This is a genomic window from Granulicella mallensis (genome assembly GCF_014203225.1).
Taxonomy (GTDB): Bacteria; Acidobacteriota; Terriglobia; order Terriglobales; family Acidobacteriaceae; genus Granulicella; species Granulicella mallensis_A.
On the sequence record NZ_JACHIO010000001.1, the window covers coordinates 357,439 to 381,988 of the forward strand.

The window sequence follows — 24,550 nt, forward strand, 5'->3', positions numbered from 1 at the left end:
CGCAAGAATCTCCTTCGAAGATACTTCATAGAAACGTTAACTGCCACGGCAATGAAGGCATACTGAGGAACCGATAGAGCAAGCAGTTGTTCCACCTCATCAGACCAGGTCAAATACGTGGTTCTTATCGCCAGAGAATCACTTTTGCATGTCAATCCTTATCGTTTGTGGCGTAGTGTTCCAACCACGAATGGCGATCTCAGCACTTCCCTTCGCAGCGCTGATCGGGTATTCAATCTCTACAGTACGTTTCTCCCCAGGGAGGAGCGAAATGTAGTTGTCAGAGTAGTATGCCGGCAGAATACGCTGCCTATCCTTTGTGGTGATCATGGTGAGCTTGTTTGCCAGACTTACTACAGATCCACCATTCGTCAGCTCCACTTTCACCTTCACCATATTGTCGGTTGTGCTCGCCATGGCATTTGTATTCAAAAGAGTGGACGAGAGATGAGTTAGTTCGCGATACGAAGAAGGTTTCGCTCCAAGCCAATAGAGGTTTTGCGAGAGAGGTTTGCCCGTTGCATCCCGAAGCTCTAATTGAACAATGACCATTCCCTTTGCGAGGTATGGCGCAAGGTCGAGTTTTAGGCCGGCAGTCGAAGAGTCAGCAGCGATATCCTTCTGTTCCGTGCCCTGAAAGAGAAGTGTGTTGGCGAGCGAGTACACCTTCGCGATGGCGGTAAGCCCGGCGTGGGCGGACGGTGTTGTATTGATGACATCGACTTGATAGGTCGCCAGGTTGAGTTGAACATGCAAAGGCTCGCAGGCTTTTTGCGTTCCATAGAAAGAGGCTTGAGTGTCGTAGTCGGCGCTGAGAATCTGCCACATGGTGCTCGGCCATGCGGGCTGCGTCATCCACAGCATGCGTCCGCTGTTGGGAGCCCACAGGTTAGCGTTCATGCCTTCGAAGATAGCGCGATGATCTACATAGTTGAGCATCTGAGCCTTGCGTTCGAAGTCTTCGAGGCTCGTCGGTGCGCCGAACTCCGATTGGATTTCGGCCATGAAGGGAGCGACGTCGCCGTTTCCGCTCTGATGCCAGTCGTGGTAGGCCCAGACATCATTGATGGGCCACTGGTCCTCTTTCGCAATTGTGCTTTGGAAAGATTCGAGCGTGGACATGGAAGGGGTGCCGGTCTCGACGGAGAAGCCGCGATTGAGCGAAGAATAGTAGAGCGCCGGGTTCTGATAACGATAGGGGCCGCTTCCCTGCAGATTTACCTGGTTGGAACTGGGCGAATAGTAACGTGTGCCATCAAGCGTACGAACGAGCTTCTCGAGGCCAAGGTTCAGGATCGGTTGCGGGACGCCTTCGTTGCGGCCACACCAGAGAGCGATCGAGGGATGATTGCGAAAGTGCTTAATGGTGTCACTGGCGTTAGCAAGAAAGAGTGCTGGATCTTCGGCCTCGATATTGTAATTTTGAGTCGATTCCCAGAAATCATTCCAGACGAGCATGCCATACTCGTCGGCTAGATCGTAGAAGACCTCTTCTGTACTTTGGCCCACCCAATTACGGATGATGTTCAGGTTGGCATCTCGGTTGAGGCGGAAGAAAGGCTCGAGGTGGGCACGAGAGACTCGCTTACGAGAGTCGTCCATTCCCCAGTTGCCGCCACGCGCCGCGATGCGAACACCGTTCACCTTAATCACAAGGTAGGGTTCGGGACCTGTGTCGCTCACAGTACTGAGGGAGGGAGAGTTCTCAGCACCAGCCGCAAGCGAGGCCACGTGAGAGTAGCGCCTTTCGCGGTGAGCTTCGGAGGACTCCGATGCGTTGAGCACCTTGGCATCAGCGAAAGGAATCTCACGCATTCCTTCGTGGCTTACGTCGACAACGGGGTCTGACGATCCGCGTGCAACTGTGGGAGAGTACTCAACGCGACGTAGGTGTCCTGTACTGTCGAGCAGGCTCAGTTCATAAGTAATCTCACGAACGCCGAATCGAATGTCCTTCGTGTCGGACACAGCGGCGCTGTCATTGAGCGCCAGCTTGAGATGATAAAGATTGGGACTGCCATAGCCGTTAGGCCACCAGAGACGCGGATGTTGAAGGTTGAGTTGTGCGAACTCTGTGGGGCTGAGCTTAATGACGCTCTCACCTGGCGGGAGCGTAACGGTCTTCTGAACTGTCGTCTCCTCGATGGTTGCGCTGAGGGTCGACTGCACAGGCTTGTCGGAGAAGTTTGTTATCGGGACATCAATATCCACGGCAGCTTGCGAGGTATCGTGACGGGGAAAAGAAGTTACCACTTGAGCGTCGCCCAGCTTGAGACTTCGCGTAACCTTCAGTGTGACCGGCTGCCAGATGCCGCTGTTGCGGTCGCGGATGGCAGGTATCCAGTCCCAGCCTTCGGTGGCAAGGAAGGTGGGGCCGTCGAGCTCCATCAGTCCACCATTTTCTCCCGGGCCTCCGAGGATGGATTGCTCCTGTGGTATGCCAGGGTGCGGTGGCGGCGAGATTCGAACCGCCAGGACATTCTTCTCCCCCGGCCTGAGCAAAGATGTTACGTCGAAGGTTCCTCTCCGGAAGGCTCCTTTGATGGTGCCGAGGGCAGTGCCGTTGAGCCAGATCGAAGCCTCGTAATTGATGCCCTGAAAGGTAAGTTCGACATGCCGTGCGCCGTCGCTCGACTGCAGGGGAACAGGCACTGTGAACTCGTTGCGATACCAGTAGTCCTGCTTGTTGAGGGATTCGGGAATAGCCAGATTGTTGAGGCCAAAGTCTGGATCGGGGTAGATACCGTCGTCGATCATCGTCGTCAGTACAGTACCGGGGACGGTTGCTCGCATCCAGTCCCTTGCGCCATAGGAAGGCGTGGCCAAATGCGCACCGTCGGCATCGACCTTTGGAGCTTCGCGTAGAGTCCAGCCGTCGGAGAAGGTCCACTCGCCGATCCCGGTCGCAACGAGAGACTCACCGACGGGAGGCCGTTTGAGAGCAACTGGCTGGGAGAACGGGGCGCGGCTCCTCGGCAACGTGGAAGGGTCTTGCGGGGCACGGTAGCCGGCCTGACCACGGGTTTGCACGGGCCAGGGCTTTGCCCCCTCCTCAAACTGGATAGCTGCGAAGTCAGGGGGAGTTTGCTGAAGTTGGCGAACCTCAGTGTCCGACAGGGCACGGCGCAGGACAGTGAACGATGCAATCTGTCCTCCGAAATGCTTTCCATTGGTAAGCGGGGATTCTGCAGGTGCCATCTGAAGCAATGCATTCGTACTGCCGAGCGTTAGCGCGCCACTAGCGACGGGCTGTCCGTTGCCGTACAGATGAAAGCTTTTGCCATCGAAGGTGGCTGTGAGCAAATGCCATTGTCCTGGCCTGAAATCGGCAGTTCCCGCAAGCTGATTGCCCTGGCCCATCCACAGTACGACTTTATCGGCATTCACACCGAGATATCGAGGATACTCAGCCGAGGTGTCGCCAACACCAATTACTAATTCCTCAGCATCCTTTGGCGCAGCAGTCTTGATCCAGCAGTAGAGTGTCCAGGGAGAATCGGCGAGTAGTACCGAATCGTGCGTGTTCGCCATGGGTATTTCGAGGCCCGGGCCATCGGGGATAAAAGTCCCATTGTAGGGGCCATACTGCGGTGGATCGTTGGTCGGAGGAAGCTGTGCCTTTGCTACCGCAGAACATGCCACGAGCGCAGCAATTGCAACAAACCATGAATATTTCGGGAGGTTCATGGACAGGTTTGGATTTGACCAGAAGCGGCTTGTAAGCAAGGACATGGAAGATCAACTCCTAAGGAACGATAACGATTTCAAAAGAGGAAACCGGCGATTAGTAAGTGGATGTCACGAGCGGACGATGCTTATCGGGAGGTCGTTGCACCGCAGGTTTTCGAATCAATGTCTTTTGAGAGGCTTTGAGTGAAGTCTGAGAATTGCAGCCGCACGACTGACGAATCACAAGTTCACACGCGAGAACGATTTGCTGCCCAACGAGAGATACGTTCCTCTCTTCCAGTCTTGAGAATAGGAGCTCTGCTGCTACGCGGCCGAGTTCCAATATCGGTTGGCGAACAACCGTGATCGATGGATTGAAGATGTCGGCCATTTCAAAATCGTCGAAGCCGATGACGGCGACGTCGTCTGGAATTCTGATGTTCAATTTGGAGAATGCGTGCAATGCATTTCGCATGACCAGGTTGTTGCCAATAAAGAACGCAGTAGACGGCGTGGGGCCGGACATAGCCTGTTGGATACACGCGCGGGTTTCCTCTTCCGTTCCGCAGGTGAGGTGTTGGCCAGGGGTAAGGCCAGCTTGCTGCATCGCTTTCTTATAGCCCTGGTAACGCTCATTGAGCGTATAAAGTTTCTCGGATAGGCCGAGATGTGAGATCTTTTTATGCCCATGCCAGATGATGTGCTCGACCGCTTCCTTGGCACCCTCCCGATTCTCCACCAAAACGCTATTAAAGCGATGGCCTCGAATTGGCCTATCTAACGCGACAATGTGCGTTGAATGGAACTCAGGGCGGTCAAAGCAAGACCTGCCGAAGGCTGCGGGAATAACGGCCAAACCATCGACATGATTGAGCGCCATCAAATTGGCCTCCGCAAATTCGGCTCTGGCATCTTCATCCGAGGTCGTCACGCTTACAGAGTATTGGTGCTTCTTCGCAACGAGACCGATTGCATGCGCACAGGTCGCGAAGAACGGATCGTAGAAGTTGGGAACGATGATCCCGATGGAGCGCGACCGCGCCTGCCGAAGCGACCGGGCCACGGGATTGGGCTGGTAGTTAAGTTGATTGATCGCCTGATAGACGCGATCCCTGGTCTCCTTGGTGACCGGGGCACTGCCGTTGAGAACGCGGGAGACGGTCATAGTCCCGACCCCAGCCAACTTAGCAACATCACGCATTCTTGCTTTAACTGGTTGCAAGATACACCATCCTCAATGCGGTAAAAATACTGTTTGCGGGAGGCCCAGAACAAATCCTTGCACTATTCTGAAGTAAAGGTGGAGGCCGGCAAACCGTCCTGGTTATATAGGCCTCCCATCGACTCGTTGTCCCAGGCGTATCGGACATAGCGTGGATTTCGCACTGCGGAACTCGTGACCAATACGGTTTCGCCCTCCACTACCGCGTGCGCTGGCGAAAACTTACGGTCATCTCCAGCCAGTTCGAAAGCGGACTCAAAGCTGGTCGATGAGGATGAACCTGAATGTGAGGGCCTACCAACACGGAGTCCGCCAGCAGCGTTATCAAACCAGACTCGCATACCTCCATCCTCCGTCGTGGCCTGGCGGAAGAGAGGGCCAGCGTAGTTGCTGGAGCCATCGTGATAGACCATGCCATGAGCGGCCAGCGCCAGACGCGCCGCTACACTTTGTTTGTCCGCCGGATGCACATTATTTGTTTCGCCCACGTCGATTGAAACGGCCATGGCGGTATTGGCAACGGCAAGTGTGCGTCGCTGCGCGTCACGGATAATTCCCCAATTCTCTCCGTCAGAATGGAAGCTGGAAATCTGTACATAGAGGAAAGGCAGGTTGCCCTGCCGCCATTGCGCGCGCCAGTCGGCGATCATCACAGGAAAGAGCCTGGCATAGAGCGGTGCGCGCTCAGGGGCGCTATTGGTCTCACCCTGATACCAGAGAAACCCTTTAATCGAGTAGGGCGTGAGTGGCGCAATCATGCCGTTGTAAAGGGCCGCCGGCAGCCAGGATCCCTCGGCTGGATGCCAGGGATGTTTTGGTTTCGGTTGATGGGCCTGCGCGGCAGCTTCATCTTCTCGCTTCTCGGCCGCTTCCACCTGGGCCAATCGACTCTGCTCATCGGCAAAGCGTGCTCGAAAGGCGAACGCGGGCATCAGCGAGGCATCACTACTAAGCGCATCAAGACTCATCCACGACTCGATAGGCGTGCCGCCCCAGGTCGAGTCGATGAGCCCGATGGGAACATGTTCGTCGTTGCTGATCTCTCGCCCGAAAAAATAAGCGACTGCTGAAAATTCGGTTGCTGTCAGCGGCGTGCAGAGCGTCCAGCCGCTGCCGATGTCATTCGTTGGAGTATCAGAGATCTTGTGATCGATGAGCAATAATCGGATTTGGGGTCGGTTCGCGGACGCTATTTCAGCATCGGCGTTCTTGATGACGGCGGAGCCGGGAAAGCCTCGTAGCGGGATCTCCATATTCGATTGACCGGACACAACCCAAACGTCTCCGATGAGGATGTCGGAGAATGAGAGTGGATGACTGTCGGAAGCTGAGCCCTTGACCGTGAGTGTGTAGGGGCCGCCAGCCTGCTCGGGTTGGAGCCACACGCTCCATTCACCATAGGTATTAGCTTCAGTCGATTTCGATTGTGAATGAAGACTCACGCTTACCTGCTCTTCCGGCGCAGCCCATCCCCAGATGTGAATCGGCACTCGCCGCTGCAGTACAGAGTGCTCACCGATGATCTTCGGCAGACGAACCTCCGCAGAGGCTCGCCATACACCCCCAAAGGCAAAGAATATCCATGCGAAGGTGAAAGATCGAAGCCACTTGCTCATAGAGGGTGAACCCTTTCTTCTGCCCGGCAGTTCGCTTTGACGGACAAGTATGTTTGCTGAAGCGGATAGCCATGCGGTTTCAAACGATGCATACCATTTCATGCGGGCAGGACACACGAAGCCTCTATTTACCTGAGAACCTTCGCCATTACTTATATATGCCAGTAGCGACAATACCGTAAGGCCCCACCCTTGTTCGTCGACAAGGGTGGGGTACTTGAGAGCCGCCTCATCCGCTTTTTAGAACAACAGCTTGAGAGCGAATTGAATCTCGCGCGGCGTGTAATAAGGAGCATCGCCGCTGACGGAGCCAACTCCGTTGGTACCGAGCGCGGCATTGGGCACCGCAAAGCTTGCCGTGTTCGTTAAGTTGAAGATCTCTGTGCGGAACTCAAGGTGGAGATCTTTATGTACTGGAAACTCCTTGAATGCGGAAAAATCAAAGTGGCGGTAGTGCGGCCCGTGCAGCGGATTGCGCGGGGCATCACCGGCAGTACCGAATGCTTGAGGCTGAAAGGCCGCGACATTGAAATACTGCGTATTGTTTGGATGGCTGAGGGTAGGGTTGCCGACCAGGTTCGGACGGTCGTCACCTGCTCCCGTGTTGATCTGAGGCACATTATTCTGCACAGTAAATGGCAGTCCCGACTGCCAGACGAGAATGCCGTTCGTCTTCCATCCACCTGCGATTGCCTTCTTATAGCCCGTCAAGCTCTTGCCGAAGGGCAGATCGTAGTTGAAGGAGCCTGCAAGACGATTGCGCACATCTGCGTCGCTATTGCCATAGTCGTAGGTCGAGATCAACGACGGAATCAGACCGTAACCGGCTTGATTGTCCTGATTCAGATCGGCAGCGTTGTCGAGCATGTGAGCCAAGGTATAGTTCACATTGAAGGTGAGGCCCTGGCTGATGCGCCGCTGGAAAGCGATCTCGCCTGCGTTGTAGTAAGAAACGCCGTGGCTGTAAGTCTGAGTGATGCTCGTGATTCCAGGCAACGTCCCATTGAAGGGACGAACCGACTGAAGTGTTGGAAGCGCGGTGCAGGCCGCACTGCCGGCCGGAGCACAATTGTCCTGGTAGGGCTGCGCCGATGGCAGCGGTACATCAATGTTCGGGATAAATTGAGCTAGATGGCGTCCAATATCACTTACATAGGTAACGGTAAGCACATTCGCACCGAACTGCTGCTCGTAAGTCAGGCTGCTCTGATACATATACGCGTTACGAAAGCTGGGGTCCATGGCATTCGCGATAGCACCCTGCGGGTTCGCGATCTGGCTGTTGTCGAGGGATGGCACCGGTAGGCCTTGTGAGATGTTGTACTCCGGGGCCGGTTGAAAGTTGAAGACGAAGGGCTGGTTCTGCCGATCGCCCGAGGTCCCATAATTATCCGGAAAGAAGCTCATTCCGAAGCCACCACGGACGACCGCTTTATAAGGCAACGTAGCGGCAAATCCGAAGCGAGGAGCAAAGTTGCTATAGTCGGTTTCAACTCCGGCTGCGTTATTCACTCCGCCAACTCCCGCCAAAATCAGTGTGCCCGTCGTCGGGTCGAGGTTGGAGAGGCGATTGTGCTTTTCGGTATAGGGGGTGAAGAGATCGTAGCGAACCCCAAGGTTGAGGGTCAGCCACGGCAGAGCACGCCAGTTGTCCTGGAAGTACACACTTGGCTCCCAGGTGCGATAGGAGATGGGATAAAGCTGGTTGCTGCGCTGCGCGGTAAACGCTACTCCCTCGAGCATAGAGATGAGAGTACAGGTGTCTGCCTGAGGATTATTGCAGGCCCCTAAGGTCCCTGCACTAACCTGGCCTGCCGCAAAGTTGTCGTTGAAGTTGAAGGCTCCTGCGGCAAACGCGCTCTGGATATTGGTGGCCTGGCGGCGGATTAGCGTCGCCCCCATCTTCATACTGTGATTGCCCTTATTGATGGAGATCGACCCGTTGTATTGAAAGACGTTGTCGATGTCCTGCAGGGGCAGATACTCGCCGTCACCGACCGACCCATAGCCGCTTGGGACGAAGGGTGTCAGGAAGTGAGAGGTAGGGTCGGAATAGTTTGCCCCTGTTAATCCGAACTGAGAGGAGACAGAGTTGCCAAAGTTGAGCGGGAGAGAGGCATTGTTGATGCGCGTGTAACCGGCCTTCAACTCAAGAAGAACAGACGGCGTAAAGATATGAATGTAGTTGAGAGCGACATTTTGCTCCTGCTGGTTCGAAACGCCGTCTTCACCGTACACATTGCCGCCAGGTTCGATCCCATTTACCGCAGGAAAGGGTCCTGGGGTATTTGTGTTGGTTCGGTTGATCGAATAGCGAGCGAAGAAGAGATTGTTCTGATTGAAATGCTCATCGATGCGTGCATCGGCGAGTTCTGCATTCTGCGTGTCGTTTGGAGAACTTACGAAGTTATTCGAGAAGCCGCTCGACGTGGGTGTGGGATAAAGCTTGTAATAGTTAAGAGCAATCGGATTGAGCTGGGCTGCCGTCAGCACCGGGCCGCCCGCGTCGGAAAAATTGCCTGGATTCTGTTCCTCGAAGAGCGTTGGAACGGTCACAGTGCTCGTCGTTCCCTGGACACGACGCAGACCTTCAAAGTCAGCAAAAAAGAAGGTCTTATCGCGGATAATCGGACCACCGATGGAACCGCCAAATTGGTTCTGACGAAACTCGGGTTTGGGGCCGCTTGTCGAGAAGTAGTCGCGCGCATCTAAGATATCGTTGCGCAGAAACTCGTATGCCGAGCCATGGAAGGTGTTGGTGCCTGATTTGGTCAGAATGTTGATGACTGCGGCCGCTGTACGCCCTACCTCCGCAGTGTATTGATTCGTCTCAACTCGAAATTCCTGAATAGCATCGATTGACGGGCGGACACCGATAGTACCGATAATGCGCTCATTGTTGTCGAGACCGTCGATCTCCTCGGTATTGACCATCGTGCTCTGACCGTTCACGGAGACCGCCGAGGTTTCGCGGCGGTCGTCGGGACGCGAGCCGCTGGCAATGGAGTTTGCCGTACCCGAATTCGCACCGGGCACGAGCTGCGCCAGATTGATAAAGTTGCGACCATTTGTGGGCAGATCCTGGACTGCCTGCTCGCCAATCGTAGTGCCAATCGTCGAGTCATCGGTCTGGAGCGCGGGTGGCGCGCCGGTCACGGTAATCCGCTCGCTTGCAGCTCCGATCTGCAGTTTAGCGTCGACACGTCTACGATCTCCTGCCGAGAGCGGAAGCGTTGCCTGGCTGAAGGTGGAAAAACCAGGCGCGGTGACCCGTAGAGTATACGTACCGATCGGGAGGAGGGTGAAGCCATACTCACCTGCAGGGCTGGTGGTGGCGTTACGCGTCTCATGTGTATCCAAATTTTCAATTACGACGGCCGCATTGGGGACAATAGCGCCAGTGCTGTCAGTCACTGTGCCGAGAACGTCTGCTGTGATATTTTGTGCCCGCGAAGTGCCAGGGACCAGTAGAAGCAGCAAGGCCGTAATGCCCAGCAATTTCAGGTACTTATCGATTGATATCGGTATCATTTATCGCTCCAATAGGTTTACTGCAAAAACTTTCAATACTCTTGGTTGTGATTGAGTTTTCGAAGCGTGCTGAAAACGACGGGTGGATGGTCGGAACGAGATGCAGTTCCCTTGCGTTTCACTATTCCAGCTTGAATCTGCCAGAAACCCTGCGAACCGAATAGATTAATCTTCCGCAGTGTCTTCAGCGCGGTTTCGCACCGTAGCCTGGGCAAGACATAAAACCTCTTCGAGGTAGATGCCGGGAGAACCGATTGGAATCGTTCGATATACTTAGATTCTTCCTTTTCGCTATGAATGATATCGATATCATTTCGACAGCGGAAATATAGCCATCCGAACGGAACATTGTCAACTTTCTTTTTCTGGCGGGAACCGAGCCGTTGTGACAGCGATCCCTTGAAGGAGAATATTTACGTGCGCAGCACGCGGAACTAGGGGCATTGCAGGAAGGAACATCCCGCTGAGATGGCAGCGAGAGACGCACACGCGGCTAAAGCGCGGGAAGAGACTTCTTCCCCCCCAATGCTTTTATGCTCACAGCGATAAGGGTGCATGGCGCGTTCTGCGTACCGAAGCTCTGGATGTTCATCTGTCGGCTGGACGACAGAGCGTATGCTTATGCTTAACTGGGGACACTCGGACACTCGTCTGCGACCATGCGGAGGTATCTATGGCGCGGGCACGGGTTTTGGTGGTTGACGACAGTGAATCAATTCGTCTGAGTCTATGCGCCATTCTTGAAAAGCATGGCTTCGAAACCACCGCTGCCGGCGACGTCAGCGAAGCATTACGGTACATCAGCTCCCAGAAATACGATGTCCTGTTGAGCGATTTACACATGCCCGGCGCCGGAGACGGCCTCACCGTAGTGAGTGCCATGCGTCACGCAAATGCTCAAGCCGTGACCCTCCTCTTGAGTTCATTTCCTGAGATGTCCGCGGCAGCGAACGCCATCCTGATGCAAACAGACGAGATTCTGGTGAAGCCGATGAATGTCCCGGACCTCATTGACGCGATCACGCAGCGGCTCGCCAAGGGACCACTGCACAAGCGCAAGGTGGAAACCCTGGCCACGATTCTGGAACGTACGACCGAGGCCAGCATCGCTGACTGGTATGAAGCAGTAGAGAAGGAAGACGCCTTAATGGCAGTTCTTCTCACCCGCGAGGAGCGTTGCAAGCATCTGCCTCAGGTCTTCCTTGACCTGGCAAGGCGTCTGCAAGTCTTTAAGCCACTGGGCACCAAAGAACTGAAATCGGAATCTGCCTCGAACCATGGGCTGGAACGGCGCCGACAGGGATACACCGCAGCGATGATGGTGGAAGAGAGCCGCATTCTCCAGGTAACAATCTTCCACACTCTCCAGAAAAACCTCGGCACCATCGACTTCAGCATCCTGCTTCTCGGCATCATGACGATTGCCGATGAAGTGGATTCGCAGTTGAGTCAGGCGATGAAAAGTTACATCGCGGAATCCATCCAAGATGAATTGCCCGCGTGAGAGCCAGCCATCTTCGGTCGAGGGGGAGAGGGATAACTTCGCTCTCGGGACATATTCGTGAGTGCTGCTTTGGGGGGACACTGTCATTCAGAAGCCACTGAACGACATGTGACACTCAGTTCCTGGCTTTTCGATGTCGCAGCTCTGATGCTGAGTCCTTTTGAGAGAAGCCCTTCGCTGTGTATCGACCTGTTCCCCGTAACGAGATCTCTGACGCGGTCGTGCATCTCCGTGAACTGCATCGACAGTTCACGCCGTCGAATGATCGCGAACGCTATGCCTTCGAACGACGCGAACTCGTAACCAAAAACCTCCTCTCCAACCTAAGCCGCATGGGAAACCATCCGACGCTGAGCATGCTGCTGGAGATTGCGGATACATTCTCGCTGACGATCGAAGGCGCTCACCGATTGTTTGGATATGATCTGGACGGGATTCGGGAATACGACCGTCGATTGAATGGCGGACGAACCCATATTGAAAGTTCCCATGAGCGTCTGCGCTCCGGAGAAATCCATCGTGCCTTGCGCATGGGCGACGCCTGAGAGTGCGAGCCCAAACAGAACAGGCGATACCGCGCGGGCCACGCTGCGCAGGTTTTGTTTGGAGAAGGGTTGTGCCAATCGCTTGGCAAGGTGGGCTGAATTGCCTGGGATAACGACGCGGTATCTACGGGACATCGGCTCCTCCATCGACTGGTCTCAGTCGGGAATATGCCGTGATGATTAGGCTCGCACCTGGCTCACGTCCAATACATATTATTTATCAGCCGATAGCTCCGAAGTATCACCTCGGGCTATCTCGCGCCGATGCTTCAAGTTTCAATCTATGAGCGTCATCTGAACCGGACCATCTGTCGCACGTCGCGAAGGACGCTTTCCGTTTGCGATCGACGCTTGTACGGGTGTTGATAGATTGTTCGTTAACATCTCTTTGCCATTCTGAGAGAGGTGCTTCATGAGCCGTTTGACCAGAATCGGAACCGTCTTCGGATGACGCAGTTTGTGATAGATCAAAGCTGTATCCACGGTCCAGTCCACTCCGGCAATCGGGCGAGTCGTCAACTCTTCATCGAGGGTTGTTCCCTCTCAGATCAATGCCAGGCCATGTCCGTCTTTAACCAGCGCCTGCATCTCGGAGGGATGCGAGGCGCACGAGTAGTCTTCGAGATACACACCGGCTTCTCTGAGAAGTTCCTGAAGCCGCTCATGAGCATCCGGATGTCGTTGCGGGTGATACAGGACTGCAAGATTGCCCTGCAACTCATTGGCCTGCAGAGAGGCTTTTGCTGCAAGCGAATCGTCTCGTCGCAGGCAGGCAACAAGCCGGTCTCGCCGCAACTCCTCGATACGTAGATCCGGGTGCCGCAGCGGCAAAGTCACAAAGGCAGCATCGACCTTTCCCGAAATAACTTCTTCCGCCAGATGCACGGTGTCTCCATGCGTTGGCCGCACAGGGCACACAGGGAGGAGCTCTTTATGTAGATCGCAGAAGGTTCGAAACAAGCCCTGTTCAACCAAGGGACTGCATCCAAATCGAACGGAACGAATCTCACCGCGCTCAATCGCTATCAGTGCATCGATCACTTCATCGCGTGTTTCCAACAAGAGCCGGGCTAAGACCTTGAAGGCTACTCCGGTGTCCGTGGGCCGGATACGGCCGCCCTTCATCTTGCGAAAGAGACGAACCGAAGCATTCTCCTGGAACTGCTGTGCCTGGACGCTGAGGTTGGGTTGCGCGGTACGCAGTTCCTCAGCGGCGGCTCGGAATCCCTGTCTCTCAAGGATCGTCAGCAAATATCTGAAATGGCGAAGTTCGGCCCATTCATACATAGCGCACTGCTCGACAAGAAGGAGCGCCCTCGGTCCGACTTCAAACGAGCGGATAATCGCGTCCCCACCTATGGAAATTCCGTCAATCCAAGTTGCAGAAATCAACAGAAAACTCCATTTTGGCCATATTTACGCACGCGCGGCGCGCTACCTGCATGAGGCGAAGTTGTCCCGAAGTGATACGTAAAACGTATCACCCGATAAATGGAAAGTATTAGACAGGACTCTCCAGCCGAGACAGGCTAGGTGTAATTCGAGTGTCCGCTGGTAGCGACATTACATCTTTGTAGGTGGATTGCATGACTCTTGACTGAGCAAGGAACCGACCGTGAATACCTAAACATATCTCTGGGAGTTGGGCGACTTCAGAGCAACGCCAGATCACTGAGTTGGAGGTGGAAATGAGTGGTCGATCAACCACGGAACCAAGAGCTATCGAAAACATAGAAATCACATCGGGGATTCGAAAGCAGGTCCCGGGCAACCTCGATGAGGTGATCTTCTTGCGCCTACCTAAAGTGAAGGCTGTAACAGGCCTATCTAAATCGAGCCTTTACGAAATGATTCGCGCCAATAATTTTCCTGCCCCTGTCCAGATCGGACCACGCACCGTAGCCTGGGTAAGCTCGGAGGTAAGACAATGGGCTGCGGAGCGCATCCTCAACTCAAGAACGCCTCCGCCCCCTGTCGGCAGCAGACTGCAACCGCAGCGCGCTCTCCCCGGACAGTGGGCGTCGAAGAAGTGGGCTTAGGCCGCCAACTTCAGCCTTCCTTTGGCTTGTTGAGCGTCCAAGTAATCCGCCCACCACTGCATCATCTCCGCACGCGGCTTCAGATACTTTGCGTGATTGTAGGCCGCAGCTACTTTGTCGCGTTTCATGTGTGCAAGCTGCAGTTCGATGTGTGCTTCCTCGAAACCGTTCTCATGAAGAATGGTTGAGGCGATGCCACGAAATCCGTGTCCAGTCATGCGTCCTCGATATCCAAGCCTGTAGAGCGCGTACAGTAGCGTGTTGTTACTCATAGGCTTCTTCTTGTCCATTGCACCTGGCAATACCAGCTCGCCATTCCCGGTAAGCAATTTGAGAGCGCGAAGCACGGCCACGGCTTGATGTGACAGAGGAACGATATGAGGGGTATCCATCTTCATTCGTTCCGGCGGGATGACCCATCGCGCTTGGACCAAGTCGAACTCTATCCACGGGGCCTCGATCAGTTCGCTTGTACGAGGGAAACAATAGGCCAGAAGCTTGAGCCCAAAGCGTGTGAGCGCGTCTCCGTTGTACTCATCCATCTTGGCCAGCAACTCGGGGAGATCTTTTTCGTCGACTCGCGCGAAGTTCTCTGTCTTTGCTGCAGCCAAAATATCTCTCGGCATGAAATCAGCCGCAGGATTCCGGCTCGCAAGTTCGCGTACGGTTGCAAAGCGGAAAATCTGCCCAATGGATTGATGTGCTCTCTTGGCGACATCGCTAGCGCCTCGTTTCTCGATCGCAAGCATGATGTCTCGGATATGGCCTGCTTGAACGCCATCGATGGGCAGGTGCCCGATGACGGGGAAGACATCACTCTCAAGGCGATTCATCAGAATCTCTGCGTGCCTGGGAGATTTGCCAATCGACCACCATGCCCACCACTTTCGGGCGATTTTCTCGAAACTGCTATCAGCTTCGCGTTCAAGTGCTCTGAACTCCTGCTGCTTCGCTTCGGCCTCTGCCTTGCGTTCCGCCATCGGATTGATGCCAGTAGCTAGTAGCTTCTTCGCAGCGAAGTGAAGATCTCGAGCTTTCTTAGGAGCGACAACTGGGTACTCCCCGAATGTCATGTTCTTCTCGCTGCGATTGAACTGATAGCGCCAAAGCCAAAGCTTCGTGCCTGTCGGCAAGACGAGCAGACTGAGGCCACCTCCGTCGAGCATCTTGTACTTCTTGTCCTTCGGCTTCGCATTTTCGATCTCTTTGATCGTCAGTGCCATCGTGTGCCTCCAAAGTTTGGGGAATTTCATTCCCCAAACTTTGGTAGATCGTACCCCAACTTATTCCCCAATGAAAAGGTTGGCTCTGGTCGCACGCCCTCGGACTCCTTCGCACGCTATTTTCGCGTAAGTCGTTGTAAAACAAGAACATCCTCACGTGCGAGGATGTTCAGGGAGGTGCGAGGAAGTTCGGTTTTTAAGAGTTTTGGTTGCCCCCCAGGGATTCGAACCCCGATTGGACGAGTCAGAGTCGTCAGTCCTACCATTGAACGAGAGGGCAATGCTGGTTGTACGGCAGCTGCAGGCTCGGCGGGAGCCACAATCAGCCGCCTTATTGAGTGTACGTTGCATCGCCCATTGGGTCAACAGCTTGGCCCTACTCCTCGCGCAGAACCTCCAGCGGTTTCTGACCAAGGATCCGATGGCTCGCCAGCCATCCCGTAGCCACGGTAAGCGCTGCCGTTGCCGCCCATGCTCCGAGATTCAGCCAGGGCTGAAAATGATACTCAAAGTGCAGCGCATGAATCAGAATCAGGCGCGCCAGCAGGTTCGCAAATACCAGACCCACCGCACCCGCAACTAATCCCAGCACCGCAAACTCGATAGAGAAGATCGTGGCGATACGTACGCGAGTGGCACCGAGCGTCTTCAGCACGACGACCTCACGGATACGGCGATAGCGCGTGCCCGCAATAGAGCTTGCCAGAATCACGATGCCCGCAAAGATGCTGAACGCCGCAAGAAACTGGATGACATAGGTGATCTGCAGGATCACCTGCCGCACCGTCTCCAGCGTGGCCGCAACATTGATGACCGTAATCGTGGGATAGTGCTCATACAGCGCGCGCTGCAGCAGCGAGGTGGCAGCCGTATCGCAATGCACACCGCCATACCAGACCACAGGCAGTCCGGCGAGCACAGGCTGCGGCACAACGAACTCTGCGCGTGAAGATGCATGACGGCTATCCGGCTCGTAGATCGCGGCAACCGTCGCGGTAAACTGCGTGTCCTGCGCCGCAAAGGTCATCTGCTGCCCGGGATGGACGTGCAGATGATCCGCCGCCTGCCGTGCAATGGCCACCAGAGGATGCTGCACGGAGTCCGCCGACTGTTGCGCGGTCCACCACTCGCCTTCTACCACCTTGTCGCCAAGTGGAGGCGCATCGGCCGTTGCCGGCCACGTAATGTTGATCGACTGCAGCACGCGGCGCGGCAGGTGTTGTAGCTTGAGTTGTGAAGCCGGCACACCGTCGATCGACAGCAGCCGCGAACCAACAATGGGAAGGATCTCCGGTGTGCCTTGAACGCCGGACTGATGCGCAAGCAGGGAACGCACACCCTCGACCTCGTCCGTTGCGATGTCGAGAAGAAAGATATTCGGCAGATTGGCAGCCGTTGAAATCTGCATCTCCTGCACGACAGCGCGCTGCGCAATGTAGACGGCCACAATCTGCATAACGCCAAGACCCAGCGCAGCCAGCAGCGCGGCGGATGGATTGCCGGGACGATAGAGATTTGAGAGACCATGCCGCACCGCCGAAGGCAGATGCAGTCGTGTGCGTCCCAAAAACACGCGCAGAAGATACAGCGTGAGCCACGACATCGCCAACAGAACCAGCAGTACCAACGCCAGCCCCGCCGCGAAGTAGCCACCCACCTGCCGTGAATCCGATACACGCGACGCGATCAGCGTGAGGCACGCAAGGATCAGAACAATCGCGCTGAGCTGTGCGAGCGAGCCGCGCAGTTTACGCGCCAGCCGGGCAGTGAACGGATCGTCGCTGGTCTCGACTGCCCTGCGTAAAATCAGGATCGGACGAACATTGCGAATATCGAGCAGCGGCGGCAAGGTAAAGAGCAGCGTGGTCAGCAGGCCCGCGCCCAGACCAGTTGCAAACACGCGAGGGTCAAGCCGGAAGTCCGGCGTGATGTGCAGCAGCTTCGCAAGGAAGAGCGGGAACGAAAGCTGCACGCCGATACCGAGCACAACGCCGAGCAGGCCTCCGCCTAGCCCCAGCAGCAGCGTCTGCAGCAGATAGATCTTCATGATCTGCCCGGAACCGGCACCCAGCGACTTCATAATCGCAATGGAATCGAGCCGCTGTTGCAGATGCGCGCGCATGGCCATCGCCACGCCCACCGCTCCGAGGACCAGGGCCACCAGCGACATCAGCGTGAGCAGTCCAGTTGCGCCGTCCAGCCCTTTCGTCAGTGCAGGATTAGCCTCTCGATAGTCCGTGATCTGCGCTTCAGGCAGTAGCGTTTCGAGCTGCGTTTTGAGCGCAGCCACGACATCGTCAGAGCTTGCACTTCCTTGCTTTGTAGCCGGGAGCTTGAAGAGATAACGCCGCGCGGCGTGCGACCCCGCAGCCAGCAATCCCGAATCCACCAGGGCCGTCTGCGAAAGCAGTACCCGCGGCCCGGCAGCAAACGAGCCCGAGAGCCTGTCCGGCTCGTCCACCACTGTGGCGACGATGCGGTACGTGCGCGTGCCCAGCTTAATGGAATCGCCAATCTTGAGGTGTAGGCGCAGCAGCAGGTCGTCGCCGACAGCGACAGTCGCAGGCGTCAAAGCTTGGGCAACAGGCATTGCGGGCGCCAGAACGACCGCTCCATAGAACGGATACTTCGCAGGATCAACCGACTTCACCGAGACCAGGAGAGGATCGAGCGAGGTTGTGGACGAGGCCATCGAAAGCAGTTCGGTAATCGGGGTCTCATCGCCACCGCCTGCAACGAGCTTATCCAGACCAGCCTGTTCCTGCGGTGTAAGTTGCTGCGTTGTGCGCGCGGAAACATCCGCCGCCATAATGCTGCGGGCACGCAGCAGGAGCATTGCGCGAAACGAAGACGAGAAACCACGCACGCCCGTGAGCGCGGCGACGCCGATAGCCACGGACAACAGAACAAACGTGAACTTGCCACGCGAAGATCGAAGTTCGCGAGCGGCAATACGGGCGGCGGTGGAATAGCTGAGGCTGGGCATCGGTAGTCTTCCCTTCCTCAGAGCTGTGTTGCAACAGGAGATTGTCGGTGATCGCTGATGACCAGACCGTCGCGCAGTGTAATGACGCGGGTCGCATAATCGGCCAACGCAGGATCATGCGTAACGAGCACCAACGTCGTGCCCTCAGCATGATTGAGCTGGAGCAGAAGATCGAGCACATGCTTGCCGTTGGAGGTATCGAGGTTGCCGGTAGGTTCATCGGCCAGCACGATCGGCGGACGCAGAATAAACGCCCGCGCCAGTGCAACGCGCTGTTGCTCGCCGCCGGAGAGTTGCACCGGATAGTGATCGAGCCGCGACTCCAGGCCCACCGACACGAGAAGCTGCCGCGCGCGTTCCAGGCCCGCCTTGCGGTCGCCGGATTCATCGTTCAACTCATAAGGCAACAGCACATTCTCCAATGCAGTCAGCGTTGGGATGAGCTGATAGCTCTGGAAGACGAAGCCGATGGTGCGTCCTCGCAGCTTGGCGAGCTTGTCTTCAGGCAGGTAGCTGATCGCCGTGCCGTTGAGATGGACGTTGCCGGAGGTCGGATTATCAAGCCCCGCGAGCAGGCCGAGCAGCGTCGATTTCCCCGAGCCCGAGGCCCCCATGATGGCGGCAAACTCGCCCTTATCGATGGTGAAATCGATGCCCTTGAGGATCTCAACCGTGGTGGTTCCTGTCCGCAGCGACTTGCGCAGAGACTCGACGACGATCATGGACGATGAAGAAGCTGACGGAGTTTCGAGCAAGCGGCGGGCCCTCTGGGTAGAATCGACTTGTGCAGCGACTCAATATGCTTCCTATCTTAGCTGTGCTCTGCGCATCCCTGGCGCTCAGCGGCTGTAAGTCCGACACAACCAAGCCGGAGACAAGCCAGAACACGCAGCAGCCCGTCCCGCCAAAGCCCGTGACCACGGCGCCGGTCTCGGACCGCCCCGTGATCGTCTGCTTCGGCGATAGTCTGACCGCGGGCTATGGGACAGACCCCGGCCAGAGCTATCCGGATTACCTGCAGCAGAGGCTCGACGATGCAGGCTTTCACTATCATGTTGTAAATGCCGGTGTAAGCGGCAATACCACGAAGGATGGCCTGAGCCGCATCGCGCGTGTGATCGCACAACATCCCGAACTAGTTGTCGTCGAATTCGGCGGCAACGACGGTCTACGCGGCCTGCAACTCGAACAGACCCAACAGAGTCTTGCGAGCATCGTCGAACAACTGCAGGCCAGCGGTACCAAAGTCGTACTCGCCGGAATTACCCTGCCCCCGGACTACGGCCCCGATTACATCGCAAAGTTCAACGCGATGTATCCGGCACTGGCGAAAAAGTATCACGTGCCGCTGCTCCCGTTCTTGCTACAGGGAGTGTACGGCGTGCCCGGCGACATGCAGGACGACAGCACCCATGCCACCGCCAAGGGCAATCAGCAGGTTGCGATCAACGTCCAGCATTTGATCGAGCCACTGTTGAGGCGCTGAGCCACGACAACGCAACCGCTGCGAGAGTCAGCTGTTGCCTGTTTTTCGTCGTCATCCTGAGCGGTACGCGAAGGACCCCCGCATTGGGGCTACCACAGACGCCCATACCCACCACGGGCGTTCGGGCGCGCATTCGTGGTTCGCCGCCCATGCCTCGGTGCCACCACGAATGCGGGGGTCCTTTGGCTACGCCTCAGGATGACGACGAAAAACAAACAACGGCAAAAACAAACAACGACAGCAGCAACAAAAACTACGCAAGCACCACAATCGGCTGCATCAACGTACCTGCAATACGCCGAGTGATCGCAATCATCTCTCTCGGCCCCGTAAAGACCTTTACCAGCGACGCCTGCGAGAACTCCGGCACATTCACCTGCATCCCGTTGCGAATGCGGCCTGCCGTCTGCTCATCCACTGTGACTGAAGGCATCTCCGGCAACAACGTACGCGGATGCGGTAGTCGCGCCTCGATCTCAGCAGCATTTAGCGTCTTCAGATCGTCAACTGTAATCGCCTGCTCCAGAGTGAAAGCACCGGCCTGTGTACGGCGCAGCGACGAGAGATGCGCTCCGCAACCGGCAAACTGTCCAAGCTCATGGGCTACCGAACGCACATAGCCGCCCGCTGAAACATGCATTGCAAAGTCAGCAGTGTTGCCTTCAAGACCCTTTAGCTCAAACGAGTGGATGCAGATACGCGCCGGCTTCACCGGAACTTCTTTTCCCGCACGTGCGAGCTTGTGCGCAGGAACACCGTTGATCTTCTTCGCGGAGAAGACCGGCGGCATCTGGTCCATTTCGCCATGGAAGTGCTGTGCCAGCACACGCAGCTCGTCGAGCGACTGCGTCAATGCCTGCGGCTCGGCCGCAGGTGTGCCTTCTGCATCGAAAGTGTCGGTCGCAAAACCGAAGCGAATATCGCCGGTGTATTGCTTTTCCGCCTGGCCAAAAAACTGCGCCAGGCGCGTGTATTTGCCAAGAAGCAGCGGCAGAACCCCAGTAGCCATGGGGTCCAGCGTGCCGAGGTGGCCGACGGAGCGTTCGCCTGTAGCGCGGCGCACAATCGAGACGACGTCGTGAGAGGTAATACCAGCAGGTTTATCTAGAACCAGAAGACCATTCATGCAGCTAGCGCCGCCGTTCGACGAGTGAGAGAAACTCGTTGCGCGTCTGCTGCTGCGATTTGAAGACACCGAGCATCGCACTGGTCACCGTGCTCGAACCTTGCTTCTCGACACCACGCATCATCATGCAGAGATGCTGTGCCTCGACGATGACACCCACACCCTGCGGCTGTATCGCATCTTCGATGGCCTTCGCAATCTGTTGTGTCAGGCGCTCCTGCACCTGCAGGCGGCGCGCGAAGACATCAATGATCCGCGGAATCTTGCTGAGGCCGATGACCTTGCCGTTCGGCACATAAGCCACGTGGGCTCTGCCGAAGAACGGCAGCAGATGGTGCTCGCACTGCGAGTAGAACTCAATCTCTTTGACGATCACCATCTCGTCGTAGTGCACATCGAACAGAGCGCCGTGCAGCACGGCGTCGATGGATTGCGTGTAACCCTGCGTCAAAAACGCCATCGATTTTTCCATACGCTTCGGCGTATTCAGGAGCCCGTCACGCGAAGGGTCTTCGCCAATGCGGGTCAGCAACTCGGCATAGATCTGCTGCAGGCTCGCACTCGCGAGCGTAGGGGTGGAAGATTCGGCAGATGGCTTACTGCTCTTCTTGGTCATGGAGGGTCTGTTTACAGCCTTTCAATATCGCTCGCGAAGGATTCGCAATCTTACTCTTCGTGTTGTATCTTTGCCCCTTCTCCGAAGTAGTCGAAGGAGTTGTTGCCGGTCTCTTCCACGCGGACGCGCTCGAGCTTCGCATACGGATACTCGGCAAAGATGCGCCATAGCTCAACACATACATTTTCCGTACTCGGCACCCGGTCGCGGAAGAACTCCAGCGAGTTCAAGTTCGCGTGGTCGAAGTGATCGAGCAGCTCACGCTGCGCAAAGCTGTCGAGGTCGGCGAGGTTCGTCACCATGCCCGTCGCCACATCCACTGGGCCGGAGAACGTAACCTGCGCAATGTAGTTATGCCCGTGCCCAAAGGGATTGTTGCACTTTCCGAACATCTCCCGATTCCGCTCGGGCGAAATAGCATCGACGTGCAGGCGGTGCGACGCCGAAAAGCGATAGCGGCGGCTCAGATGGGCAATCGGGCCGTTCATGCGCCTTCTCCGTAGAAGTCGGCGAAGAGCTCGGGCATCTCGTAGACGCGCACGCGATGCAGCTTCGCATTGGGAACTTTGCCGTCGAGCCTGTGCCAGATAGCAATCGCAATATTCTCCGTTGTAGGGACAGCGGTCTTGAACTCGGGAACCTCATGATTCAGGTGGCGATGGTCGTAGACCGAAACGACCTCCTGCTCCAGGATGTCCTTCAACTGCTTCAGGTCGACGACAAAGCCCGAAACAGGATCGACCTCGCCTTCGACCGTGACCTCCAGCGTGTAGTTGTGGCCATGACCCTGGCGATTGGCGCACTTGCCGAAGACACGGAAATTTTCGGCTTCAGTCCAGGAGTCGTTCCAGTAGAAGTGAGCAGCGGAGAAGTCGGCTTTGCGAGTGAGCAGGATCATAGGATTCAGTAAACAGTTAAGACTACATCGAGATAGTTGGATGCGCGAGGAGTTTATTGCGCTTCAACCCGGGCTGCAGCTTTGTAACAAGGATATTAGACAGAGGCTGTTGCCTGTTTTTCGTCGTTGTGTTTTCGTCGTTGTTTGTTTTTCGTCGTCATCCTGAGCGGTACGCGAAGGCCCCCCGCATTCTGCACGGTGCCACTGGAGCGAACACGGCTCACCGGCCAGTTATGCTCGGCCCGACATCGCTTGTTCGGGGTAGTCCCATGCGGTTGTGCCATCACCAATTCGGGGGTCCTTCGCGTACCGCTCAGGATGACGACGAAAAACAAACAACGACATCAACAAACGCTTCACCGCCCTGTACGGTAGTCCCTGCCCTTCCACGTGACATGGTGAAACAGCTTGTGTTTCATCCAGCTGCGTACCAATAGAGCGATAAACAGCGGCAGGGCAAACACCGAGAGCGAGCAGTTCAAAAAGCTGAAGTTCGACCGCGCGACACGGCGGGAGTACCGCAACAGCGTCCTCGCCCAGAGCAGGAGAATCGCTATCTTCTGCCACAGCACAAGATAGGGCAAGGCAAAGATCAGCAGCGGCAGCAGAAGCAGGGCCAGATCCAGTAACCTCCACGCAGCCAGTGCCAGCGCATGCGGAAACAGCAGGGCTAAATTCTTCGTCCACCCCTCGACCATGTCGCTCAATCCGCGATACATGCGCGTGCTCAGGGCGTCGGGCGCATAGCGGAAGCGCAGACCTCTCTTGGAACGCTTGATGCTGTAGGCCAGATCGACATCCTCAAGAACCGAACGCCCCACCACGCGATGGCCCCCCACCGCAAAGTACGCCTCGCGCTCCACCATCAGAAACTGCCCGTTGGCAGCCGCGATGCGTTTATCCGGGTCGTTAACCTGATCCAGCGGGTAGACGCTTGCCAGCTCCGAGAAGACCAGCGGCATCAGAGCTCGCTGCCAGAAGCCTTGAACGATCTGCTGTGGCGAGTAGGAAAGCAACGCCACCTCATGCTTCTCCGCCTCGTGCAGTGCACGGACAAGATCGCCGAGCTCGTGTACGGTGTCCGCATCGGTAAAGAGCAGCCACTGGCCACGAGCCTGCTGCGCCGCAGCCCAGCAGGCGTTGGTCTTGCCCGTAAAAGCGCGCTGAGTAGCACGCAGCTCCAGCGGCGGAGCCTCGATCACCCGCACGCCCGCATGCTGCGTGGCGGCTTCCATCGCAATCGCCCGTGTGCGGTCTTTGGAGTCATCGTCAACGACAATCAGCTCCCAATCATGGTCCAAAGGGAAGAACTCATCGGCCTGCGCCAGCAGCGAGGCCAGGCAGGCGGGAAGATTCTGTTCCTCATTGCGGGCAGGAACGATAACGCTCAACCGCAGCGCAGCCCCTCCCTCTTCACTCCCCCGCACCGGCGCGGATATCGGCTCATCCATAGGAAGTCCAAGGATCGGACTCAATTTCTGGCCCGCAAAAGACCGCGAACCACCGTCCGAGTTGGGTTCAGGCAGCATAGATTCGTATTATAGGAAGTGATGACACTTCAGCGCGCAGTTCGGACCCTGGCAGCGGTGGCGGCAGTGACGCTTTTGAGCGCAACCGGCTGCGACCGCAACGAGCACCCGGGCCAGCTCGGCAATACCGCGCCCACGTTCCACATCAGCGATGGCCAGCAATCCGTAGACCTCGCCAAGCTGCGTGGCCACGTCGTCCTGCTGAACTTCTGGGCGACCTGGTGTGCGCCCTGCATCGAAGAGATGCCAAGCCTTGAAGCCCTGCAGCAGCAACTGCCGCAGGTACAGGTCGTAGCCGTCGCCACGGACGACGATTCCAGCGCCTACAAGAGCTTCCTACAGCGCCGCCCCGTCCATCTTTTCACCGTGCTGGACAGCGCTCAGGAGTCCAACTCCCTCTACGGCAGCTTCCGCTTCCCCGAGACCTACGCCATCGACAAGAACGGTGTCGTCCGGCGCAAGTTCATCGGGCCGCAGGACTGGACCAGCCCCGAGATCGTCGATTTCCTCAAAAAACTGGCTGCCTGAGCTCCCAACAAAAGCATTTCGACCGGGCACTG

At 56.4% G+C, this 24,550-nt stretch carries 19 protein-coding genes and 1 tRNA gene; 5 read left to right on the plus strand and 15 right to left on the minus strand.

Features of this window, described 5'->3' with window-relative positions; all coding sequences use genetic code 11:
• Positions 1–138 precede the first annotated feature (138 nt).
• The 4 genes from HDF15_RS01285 to HDF15_RS01300 all read right to left on the minus strand — a co-directional run bounded on the left by HDF15_RS01285 (position 139) and on the right by HDF15_RS01300 (position 10,038).
• Entirely contained in the window at positions 139–3,732 is a 3,594-nt protein-coding gene (locus HDF15_RS01285) for a glycosyl hydrolase 2 galactose-binding domain-containing protein (protein ID WP_221314223.1), read from the minus strand.
• A gap of 52 nt (positions 3,733–3,784) precedes the next feature.
• On the minus strand, positions 3,785–4,891 hold the full coding sequence (locus HDF15_RS01290; protein WP_184252466.1) for a LacI family DNA-binding transcriptional regulator: 1,107 nt from the start codon (positions 4,889–4,891) through the stop codon (positions 3,785–3,787).
• Between the two features lie 62 nt (positions 4,892–4,953).
• Positions 4,954–6,507: a sialate O-acetylesterase gene (locus HDF15_RS01295; protein ID WP_184252467.1), complete on the minus strand. Its 1,554-nt coding sequence runs from the start codon at positions 6,505–6,507 to the stop codon at positions 4,954–4,956.
• 240 nt (positions 6,508–6,747) lie between these two features.
• Positions 6,748–10,038 carry a TonB-dependent receptor gene (locus HDF15_RS01300; RefSeq protein ID WP_184252468.1) on the minus strand — a complete coding sequence of 1,097 codons (3,291 nt, stop codon included), beginning with the start codon at positions 10,036–10,038 and terminating at the stop codon, positions 6,748–6,750.
• A 673-nt stretch (positions 10,039–10,711) separates the two neighbouring features.
• Between HDF15_RS01300 and HDF15_RS01305 the strand changes: the two genes are divergently transcribed.
• Together HDF15_RS01305 and HDF15_RS01310 are read left to right on the plus strand one after the other, a co-directional pair.
• Positions 10,712–11,542 (plus strand): response regulator, encoded by an 831-nt coding sequence (locus tag HDF15_RS01305; RefSeq protein ID WP_184252469.1) that lies wholly within the window; start codon positions 10,712–10,714, stop codon positions 11,540–11,542.
• 179 nt (positions 11,543–11,721) lie between these two features.
• Positions 11,722–12,087 carry a hypothetical protein gene (locus tag HDF15_RS01310; RefSeq protein ID WP_260330754.1) on the plus strand — a complete coding sequence of 122 codons (366 nt, stop codon included), beginning with the start codon at positions 11,722–11,724 and terminating at the stop codon, positions 12,085–12,087.
• Between the two features lie 276 nt (positions 12,088–12,363).
• Here HDF15_RS01310 and HDF15_RS25660 read toward each other — a convergent pair whose 3' ends face one another.
• Complete coding sequence (locus HDF15_RS25660) at positions 12,364–12,606, minus strand: hypothetical protein (RefSeq protein WP_260330755.1); 243 nt, start codon at positions 12,604–12,606, stop codon at positions 12,364–12,366.
• Between the two features lie 24 nt (positions 12,607–12,630).
• Positions 12,631–13,374: a LysR family transcriptional regulator gene (locus HDF15_RS01315; RefSeq protein ID WP_260330756.1), complete on the minus strand. Its 744-nt coding sequence runs from the start codon at positions 13,372–13,374 to the stop codon at positions 12,631–12,633.
• A gap of 401 nt (positions 13,375–13,775) precedes the next feature.
• On the opposite strand from HDF15_RS01315, the gene HDF15_RS01320 reads away from it, so the two are divergent.
• Positions 13,776–14,126, plus strand: a complete 351-nt coding sequence (locus HDF15_RS01320) for an AlpA family transcriptional regulator (RefSeq protein WP_184252470.1) — start codon at positions 13,776–13,778, stop codon at positions 14,124–14,126.
• On the opposite strand, the gene HDF15_RS01325 is transcribed toward HDF15_RS01320, so the two are convergent.
• From HDF15_RS01325 to HDF15_RS01340, 4 genes are all read right to left on the minus strand, one after another.
• Positions 14,123–15,349 (minus strand): phage integrase central domain-containing protein, encoded by a 1,227-nt coding sequence (locus HDF15_RS01325; RefSeq protein ID WP_184252471.1) that lies wholly within the window; start codon positions 15,347–15,349, stop codon positions 14,123–14,125. The two genes, HDF15_RS01320 and HDF15_RS01325, sit on opposite strands and share 4 nt — an antisense overlap.
• 206 nt (positions 15,350–15,555) lie before the next feature.
• Positions 15,556–15,629 (minus strand) — tRNA-Gln (locus HDF15_RS01330).
• Between the two features lie 96 nt (positions 15,630–15,725).
• Positions 15,726–18,335: an ABC transporter permease gene (locus tag HDF15_RS01335; protein ID WP_184252472.1), complete on the minus strand. Its 2,610-nt coding sequence runs from the start codon at positions 18,333–18,335 to the stop codon at positions 15,726–15,728.
• 17 nt (positions 18,336–18,352) lie between these two features.
• Entirely contained in the window at positions 18,353–19,057 is a 705-nt protein-coding gene (locus tag HDF15_RS01340; RefSeq protein WP_184252587.1) for an ABC transporter ATP-binding protein, read from the minus strand.
• Between the two features lie 77 nt (positions 19,058–19,134).
• On the opposite strand from HDF15_RS01340, the gene HDF15_RS01345 reads away from it, so the two are divergent.
• On the plus strand, positions 19,135–19,821 hold the full coding sequence (locus HDF15_RS01345; protein ID WP_184252473.1) for an arylesterase: 687 nt from the start codon (positions 19,135–19,137) through the stop codon (positions 19,819–19,821).
• A gap of 253 nt (positions 19,822–20,074) precedes the next feature.
• Here HDF15_RS01345 and truB read toward each other — a convergent pair whose 3' ends face one another.
• The 5 genes from truB to HDF15_RS01370 all read right to left on the minus strand — a co-directional run bounded on the left by truB (position 20,075) and on the right by HDF15_RS01370 (position 23,912).
• Positions 20,075–20,947, minus strand: a complete 873-nt coding sequence (gene truB / locus HDF15_RS01350) for a tRNA pseudouridine(55) synthase TruB (RefSeq protein ID WP_184252474.1) — start codon at positions 20,945–20,947, stop codon at positions 20,075–20,077.
• Positions 20,948–20,951: 4 nt separating this feature from the next.
• Positions 20,952–21,563 carry a GTP cyclohydrolase I FolE gene (gene folE, locus HDF15_RS01355; protein WP_184252475.1) on the minus strand — a complete coding sequence of 204 codons (612 nt, stop codon included), beginning with the start codon at positions 21,561–21,563 and terminating at the stop codon, positions 20,952–20,954.
• Between the two features lie 50 nt (positions 21,564–21,613).
• Positions 21,614–22,051 carry a 6-carboxytetrahydropterin synthase gene (locus tag HDF15_RS01360; RefSeq protein ID WP_184252476.1) on the minus strand — a complete coding sequence of 146 codons (438 nt, stop codon included), beginning with the start codon at positions 22,049–22,051 and terminating at the stop codon, positions 21,614–21,616.
• Positions 22,048–22,461, minus strand: coding sequence for a 6-carboxytetrahydropterin synthase (locus HDF15_RS01365; RefSeq protein ID WP_184252477.1), 414 nt, complete (start codon positions 22,459–22,461; stop codon positions 22,048–22,050). The genes HDF15_RS01360 and HDF15_RS01365 overlap by 4 nt, the downstream gene beginning before the upstream one ends.
• A gap of 356 nt (positions 22,462–22,817) precedes the next feature.
• Positions 22,818–23,912, minus strand: a complete 1,095-nt coding sequence (locus HDF15_RS01370) for a glycosyltransferase family 2 protein (protein ID WP_260330757.1) — start codon at positions 23,910–23,912, stop codon at positions 22,818–22,820.
• 99 nt (positions 23,913–24,011) lie between these two features.
• On the opposite strand from HDF15_RS01370, the gene HDF15_RS01375 reads away from it, so the two are divergent.
• On the plus strand, positions 24,012–24,518 hold the full coding sequence (locus tag HDF15_RS01375) for a TlpA disulfide reductase family protein (protein ID WP_184252479.1): 507 nt from the start codon (positions 24,012–24,014) through the stop codon (positions 24,516–24,518).
• The last annotated feature ends 32 nt before the right edge of the window (positions 24,519–24,550 follow it).